A 5,956-nucleotide genomic window follows, 5' to 3' on the forward strand; every position below is an offset into this window, starting at 1 on the left:
ACGGACTGAAAGTCACATAACAAAAAAGCATTCCGTAAATTTTTACGAAATGCTAATTAACATATTTTAGTTTTAAGAACTACCTTATTATTGTTCTATGAGTGCTCATAAAGTTTTTGTCACTTTCTATATTTACTTAAAAAATAAATAAGTAAGTAACAAATATATTTTTTCAAGCTAGATACTAACTTCCAGCATTTTTAGAATCATCAAAGCGATATTCTTGTTTTCTATCATCAATTTCAATCGTCAATAATTTATCCTTAAGTTCTCCTACTTTTGTATTCGAATTATCTCTTATTGTCATGCTGATTGCATCATAACTATATTTATTATTTCCAATTCTTAACTGATTCTTTTCTAAATAAATTATTTCATTTTCATCGTTGCTTGATAACTCTTTTTTGTTTTTTATGATTTTATATTCTCCTCTCCCATGAGTTTCCATTTTAGAATTTAAAATACTATTAAAAAATAGTGTAACTATTAGCAATGCTAGAAATACCAACCAAACATTATGATCAGGCCTCTTCAATTTCCTCAGGCGTTCATTTTTCCTCATAATATAAAAATCATTTAATGTACTTGAATGGTCTAAAATAAAGTAGTCTTTATCGATTTTTAAAATATGATTGGAGATAATTTTAAAATTTTGAGTATGGCCTGATTTATCCATTAATACATTATCAGACAATCTATAATACTCTGTTTTTGTGGGCATGTTTTTTATAAACGTATTTTTGTATCTATAATAGTATATTTCTTTATCAACACTGAACTTCTTTTTATTTCTAATTTTAAAATATTTTCCATCTCGATTTAAGAATCCATCTTCATTAATCACAGGTAATAAAAATCTGCAAATCATATTAATTAAACTTTCTTTATATTCAAAAAGAATAATAAAGGAAAAGAAAACAATTAATAGTTTTACTAATGCACTGTAAACCGTAAAATAAGAAAGGTAAGTTGTGTTTCCTACTTCAATATTACTTGAAGTTGAAATATTAACAAAATATAAAAATACATTACTGTTTGTAATTTTTTCCGATAACAACAAAGAAAAATATAATAGAGGAACGAACAATAACACATTGAACTTCATTTTGAAGAAGCTCTCCTTTAGTTCAGTATCAGACTCTCCCATTTGAGGACGTATTTTTTTAGGAAGTAAGTATTGAATATCTTCATTCAAAATTTGAAGAAGAACAGAGACCAGTATAAGAGATATAAAAGTCCAATTGAAGAATGAAGATTCAATTCCTACTATTGAAAATAAAAATATGGGTATAGCAATCACTAAAAGCAATAAGTAAGGGGAAATGTTTGATAAATAACTAAAAATTCTAGTAAATAGTAATATTGTTATCACTATGAAAATGAAATGTTTGATAAATAACTAAAAATTCTAGTAAATAGTAATATTGTTATCACTATGAAAATGAAATTTTCAATAAAAATACCGTAGGGAGTATTATATAGCCACTCTTCACCCATCATTATTAGAATAGATGTTCGTAATATAAAAAACAAAAAAAAGTATCTAATTATACAGAAAATAATTTTAAATATACCTCTAAGTGAGATAGTATTTGATATTTTAGTTATTTGACTGTTTAAGTCTCCTAGGTCCGTATTTACATTTTCTTTCTCTAGGAACCAAACACATACCATTAAACTTAGATAGCAAATAAGCGCAATAATAAAATATATTTTCTTTTCCATATCTGAAAATATGAAGTAGATTAGAAAAAATAAATTTACTATATCTAAAATCGTTGAGATTACGTAATTATACTTCATTGGTTTTCGTATAAAAAAAACTATTTATCATATTTAAAATTTCCTTTATTTATATCAAATTCCATAATTCATTCTCTACTAAGATCTATAAAACTAAATATTTTAAGATTTTGTTAAACTATAAATTCCTTAATCTGTCTGCCCCCTCATCTTTAGTTATTTCATAGTTATAAAACGGCAATCCAATAATCCGATATCGTTCATCATCGACTAATGTTTTTGATTCTGATTGAAGAGAGGTAAACTGGAAAAATAATATTACTTTTGGCATCTTTTAACGGAGATTTATATTTTATGTCGAGCAATTGTTCATACGAATTGCTTCCGATAATTTCCAAATTGTGTTTATTCTATCCCTGTTATTAGTCAATGACTTATAATTTAAACGCTCACTACTAATATGTAGGAGCTATTTTTTCTTGAACAAGCGGATGTAGTCCTGTTTACTATGAATAATATCTGATATAAAGACAGCTTTTTTATCCTCTAAAATATGATAGAAGGCTAGGTAATCGCCTAAAATGATGCATCTGGTTTTGTGGGGTGGGTATATAATACCTCCTACTCTTTCATCAGCATCGAATCCTGCTTCTGGGAAGACTTCAAGACGCTCCGAATATTCTTAACTGTGTTTGCTCCTGCCTGTTCTGAAAAGTAGTTAGCTGAGATATAATCTTTAATACCTCTTAGCTGTTCTTGTACCGTTTCGGAGATAATAAGGCCATATGCGTTCTCGTTAAATTCCAAGATTAGCCCTCACTTCATCAAGGCTGCAAGTTCTTCCATGTTCTAAATCTTCAAAGCTACGGCCAATTTCAGCACGCAACTTTGATAGAAGTTCTTCTCTTTCTTTGTCTACTTGGATTTCAAATGGCAAGGCTTTATTTTCTACAATATGCTCTAAAAACAAGTTAAAACTGACTGTCATATCAAGATTTTGCGCTGTGATAATAGCTTTAGCCTTCTCTAACAAGTCTCTGTTAGTTTTAAAGTTTACCTGTGTGTTTTTTTCTAAAACATCCATAGTAGTACCTCCTTTTAGACCATTATATCACTTTAAACTATGCAGGTCTAGTTACGTATAGCTACCTATAACTGTATATTAAAAAGCTATTTTAAAAACAAAAAAAGCACTAAAGGGAAGCGCCCAAAAGTGCTTAATATCAGGAACTTAAAAATGATGAGTTCAGCAGGCAAAAAACTAGCACAGCCAAGCGGTGCTTTTTCTATTACAATTATAGTTTTCAGGAGCCAATCTAGGAATATTTAAATGAAATGTAAGTAATTATCACTAATAAAATAATCAATGAAAAATAAAATGAATGACGTAAATAAAAATGCTTCCACTTGTGCGAACAACCCTCTTTGCATTTACTGCTCATGCAGTTTCCAATTTCCTTATTGGTGATTCTAGCAATCCATAATAACAATGAATACATCAATGTTATTACACCAATTAACATCAGACATGAAATTATTATCATCTTAGAAAGATTCATATTTAATAAATCATCTCCGATATCAAAAACAGCTCTTGCTACTTCAATGCCTCCAAACATTACAAAAACAAATGCTGAAAAAATCCCTAAAATTGCTATGAAATCCGTGTAGATAGATGATTTTGTTTGTTCAATATCGTCAGATTGTTCCTGTACAGTTTTAAGAAGTTTATTAGAGTTGGCTGATTGCCCCTGTATATATTTAATAAAATATTTAGCTTGACTTAGTTGGCTTTTAGCTTCTGTAAGAGTATTATTAGAGGCGTCTGATTTTTTCTTTACATCTTGAAGAATTAATCTAGCTTGGTTTAGTTGGCTATTGACATCTTTTAACCCCTGCTCCACTTCCTTAGCAACCCTTGATATATAAGATTTCTGAATTTGAGATAAGCTATAATTAGAACTTATTTTCTTAAGGTTCTTATCTAGTATTAATTTCTTAGCGTTATCATCTGCTTCTATAGTTGAAGATAAATAATCGATGTTCCTATTTAACGTTTCATTGAGCTCATTGCTATTTTCATTCTGGTATACAAATTCAGCAATATAATCGTATGGAATTACTAAATTTTCCTCAGTTAAATTATCTTGAAGCGATTTTACAATACCATCATCATGATTAGAGATATCACCAACTAAAAGAAGTTGGATAAAACTTGTACTTATCTGAGCCATTCTAACTCCTCTGGATGGTTGTTAAAATAATTCAATATCTCTTCATTTGTGTATTTTATCCCTTGAACACCATCACTAATTAACTTTTCGTACTTTTTCCATGGTTCCTGTTTATGAGTTTTCTCCACTATATCAAAAATATCTACATCAGAAAATCTATCAATAACTTTCTTTAACAAATTAGCATCAAGTTCTGGAATATCTTGTGGTTGATACTTAAATATTTTTATGTTTCCTAATGAATTATTTTCTATATTCTCAAAATGAAAATATTCTTTAACAATATCCTGTTTTGTTATTTGAAAAGCTCCGAATCTTTTATATTCATGATATACACTTGGTACAACGGGACCATATTTCCATTTCTCCATTTGTTCCTCAAAAAGAGGATTTTTAGTGTCAACAATTTTAATTACATTGGCAAAATATAATATTTTTTGTAATATGAGGTTGTTAATTGAATAGCTCTTATCGTTAGAATATTCAATTATATAGTTCGCAATAAATAATGGTGGTTGCATTACTGAATCTCCTTTTACTCTTATTATATCACGTAGTTTAAGGACTACAAAACATTTTAGTATTTTTCTTTCTCAATACCCAAACAATAAAACACTAGCAACTCGTTTAAACACACGTTTCAAACATGCTGGTGTACCTAATATTGGATTCCATGGTTTTAGACACACACACGCTAGTCTCTTGCTAAACTCTGGTATACCATATAAAGAATTACAACACCGTCTAGGTCATTCTACACTAGCTATGACTATGGACACTTACAGTCATCTCTCCAAAGAAAAAGCAAAAACAGCCGTCTCATTTTATGAGAAAGCTGTGAGTTCGTTATAAGTGATGACAAAAATGATGACAAACCCAGAAATCAACATTTTAAGACAAAGCAAAAAGCCCACTGTTGTAGGCTTCTTACAATATAAAGTCTTATCTTAAAGCATTTTGTTGTAGAATTCAACGACAAGTGCTTCGTTGATTTCTGGGTTGATTTCGTCGCGTTCTGGCAAACGAGTCAATGAACCTTCCAATTTTTCAGCGTCGAATGATACGAATGCTGGGCGTCCAAGAGTAGCTTCTACTGCTTCAAGGATTGCTGGAACTTTCAATGATTTTTCACGAACTGAGATCACTTGACCTGGAGTTACGCGGTATGATGGGATATCAACGCGTTTTCCGTCAACAAGGATGTGACCGTGGTTTACGAATTGACGAGCTTGACGACGAGTAGTCGCAAGACCAAGACGGTAAACAACGTTATCCAAACGACGTTCCAAAAGAAGCATGAAGTTGAAACCTAGGATGCCGCCTTTGATTTTTGTAGCTTGTACGAACAAGTTACGGAATTGTTTTTCACCTACACCGTAAGTGAAACGAAGTTTTTGTTTTTCAGCCAATTGCAAACCGTATTCTGATAATTTAGAACGGTTGTTTGGTCCGTGTTGTCCTGGTACGTAGTTACGACGTGCCAATTCTTTACCTGTACCTGTAAGTGAAAGGCCAAGGCGACGAGCTTGTTTCCAAGATGGTCCTGTATAACGTGACATGTGAATGTCCTCCTGATATAAATAATATTTCGGTGGAAATAGTCACTTAGAAAGCCCTGATTCGTGCAGATGCCCTTCGCCTAAACAGCCAAGGTTACTTATCATAAGACACCTGTTGACGAGCTTCATGCTTTCCTGCTGATATTTCACACAAAATCCATTTTACCATGAATGGCTAGATTTGTAAAGGGGTCTTAAGCTTTATTTTCACTGCCAGAGAGGTTTGTAACTTCTCAAAGTAACTTCCACTTGCCTGACCAAAGTGGAAATTAGTCTAAAACGGATTTTTATGGTGGAATTAAGTGTGAGACGTTTGAGTTAGAAACGAGGTCTACTATGACAAAACATAAACACCTTACCCTTTCAGACCGTAATGATATCCAATTAGGTTTAGAGCGCAGTGAAACCTTCAAAGCTATT

6 protein-coding genes and 2 pseudogenes are annotated in these 5,956 nt (G+C 31.2%); 2 read left to right on the plus strand and 6 right to left on the minus strand.

The genetic code is table 11. The annotated features are described in order from the left end of the window. Positions 1 to 184: 184 nt before the first annotated feature. From HT721_RS10080 to HT721_RS10100, 5 genes and pseudogenes are all read right to left on the minus strand, one after another. Positions 185 to 1,195, minus strand: a complete 1,011-nt coding sequence (locus tag HT721_RS10080; RefSeq protein WP_173229742.1) for a hypothetical protein — start codon at positions 1,193 to 1,195, stop codon at positions 185 to 187. Positions 1,196 to 2,212: 1,017 nt separating this feature from the next. Continuing rightward, positions 2,213 to 2,550 (minus strand): annotated as a pseudogene (locus HT721_RS10085) (type II toxin-antitoxin system RelE/ParE family toxin). Beyond that, complete coding sequence (locus tag HT721_RS10090; RefSeq protein ID WP_173214595.1) at positions 2,540 to 2,827, minus strand: type II toxin-antitoxin system RelB/DinJ family antitoxin; 288 nt, start codon at positions 2,825 to 2,827, stop codon at positions 2,540 to 2,542. Before HT721_RS10090 ends, HT721_RS10085 begins: the two are co-directional and overlap by 11 nt. A gap of 232 nt (positions 2,828 to 3,059) precedes the next feature. Continuing rightward, complete coding sequence (locus HT721_RS10095) at positions 3,060 to 3,977, minus strand: hypothetical protein (protein WP_173214597.1); 918 nt, start codon at positions 3,975 to 3,977, stop codon at positions 3,060 to 3,062. Beyond that, positions 3,965 to 4,498 carry a type II toxin-antitoxin system antitoxin SocA domain-containing protein gene (locus HT721_RS10100; protein WP_173214599.1) on the minus strand — a complete coding sequence of 178 codons (534 nt, stop codon included), beginning with the start codon at positions 4,496 to 4,498 and terminating at the stop codon, positions 3,965 to 3,967. Before HT721_RS10100 ends, HT721_RS10095 begins: the two co-directional genes overlap by 13 nt. 40 nt (positions 4,499 to 4,538) lie before the next feature. On the opposite strand from HT721_RS10100, the pseudogene HT721_RS10105 reads away from it, so the two are divergent. Further along, positions 4,539 to 4,829, plus strand: a pseudogene (locus tag HT721_RS10105) (tyrosine-type recombinase/integrase); the annotation flags it as partial. Between the two features lie 95 nt (positions 4,830 to 4,924). On the opposite strand, the gene rpsD reads toward HT721_RS10105, so the two are convergent. Then, on the minus strand, positions 4,925 to 5,536 hold the full coding sequence (gene rpsD, locus HT721_RS10110; RefSeq protein WP_000092756.1) for a 30S ribosomal protein S4: 612 nt from the start codon (positions 5,534 to 5,536) through the stop codon (positions 4,925 to 4,927). Between the two features lie 336 nt (positions 5,537 to 5,872). Here rpsD and HT721_RS10115 point away from each other — a divergent pair. After that, positions 5,873 to 5,956: helix-turn-helix domain-containing protein (locus HT721_RS10115; RefSeq protein ID WP_173229745.1), on the plus strand; the 84-nt coding region annotated here is incomplete at its 3' end.

Origin of the sequence: Streptococcus sp. 4094 (genome assembly GCF_013277125.1) — a bacterium.
GTDB lineage: Bacteria > Bacillota > Bacilli > Lactobacillales > Streptococcaceae > Streptococcus.